At 44.4% G+C, this 1,099-nt stretch carries 1 protein-coding gene; it reads right to left on the minus strand.

Features of this window, described 5'->3' with window-relative positions:
- Positions 1-210: 210 nt before the first annotated feature.
- On the minus strand, positions 211-1,099 hold an 889-nt coding region (locus STRDD11_RS10305), incomplete at its 5' end, for a 2-dehydropantoate 2-reductase N-terminal domain-containing protein (protein WP_128837327.1).

The raw sequence follows: 1,099 nt of genomic DNA on the forward strand, positions 1-1,099 counted from the left end.
AATGTAGGAACTTTTGGAGTCTAAAAAACGAACAAAGTTGAGACTTGCTTTGCAAGTCCTATCCGCAACCTCAAAGCAGTGCTTTTGTTGCTTCCTCTCAGAAGCTTTATCTATAACCTCAAAACCTCCACTGGAGCTTTTGAGCAATCAGCTACCGCGTCAAGAGTTTTTTCCAAAACAAAGCGAGGCTGAAGGACTTTCGTCCCAGCCTCAAGGATTCTTTTTCAAAAACTGGTCGATAAAGCCGCTGTAGGAATTCCAGTGTGTCATCTTAATGCCTGCTTTTTCTGCACTTCTTTTGATTTCAAAATATTGATCAGCCCACTCAGCATAACCTGATTGCATATGATTTGTGACCATTTCTGCAATCAAGGGCTGACTCAGCATGGACTTCACTGCCGGAACCAACAGAAAGAGAGGCAGCGATAGATATTTAGTCGGTTTGTAACGAGCTTTGGGAATGCCGTATCGCTGACAGAGTTCCAAACCTTCTCGCCAAGCGCCAATCATCTTTCGAATTGCCTTTTTATCTTTCAAGAGTGCCTCAAAAGTCCCTGCTTCTGCAACTGCACCAGCCATTACTGCCTCCTGAAGACAGTGAACCTTCATCCAAGAAGCCAAGTCAGGCATCACATTGATGCCAATCCCGCTCGCTGTGAAGATAGGAGCCAGCTCCGACTGGTAAGCATCATCATCTAGTAAAGTAGGCGCTTTAAAAATAATAGCTCGGACCTGGCCATTGCTCCTGCGTCCTCCTCCGACAGAAGAAGGAAAAGCCAGCGTAACCTGCTTTCTATCCAAATCAGAAGGAATCTTAGACTTGATTGCCCAGTTGTTCTGTAAAATGAGTAAATGAGCTTTTCCCTTTGCAGCTGCCAACTGCTGCAAAGCTTGCTCTAGCTGCGAACTATTGACTGCTAAGAGAATCAGATCATAGTCTTGAGCAATGCTCGTCACCAATGCAGGCTGAAAGTGATGTGCTTTGTAAAGCCGATCATTTTTCCTTAAATCTTTAATAGAAAGGTTGAAACCATGTTCAAAAGCCGACAGCTTATGCTCTCTAACCAAGACAGTGACCTGATGTTGCTGAGACAGTAAC

Origin of the sequence: Streptococcus sp. DD11, assembly GCF_001578865.1 — a bacterium.
Taxonomy (GTDB): domain Bacteria; phylum Bacillota; class Bacilli; order Lactobacillales; family Streptococcaceae; genus Streptococcus; species Streptococcus panodentis.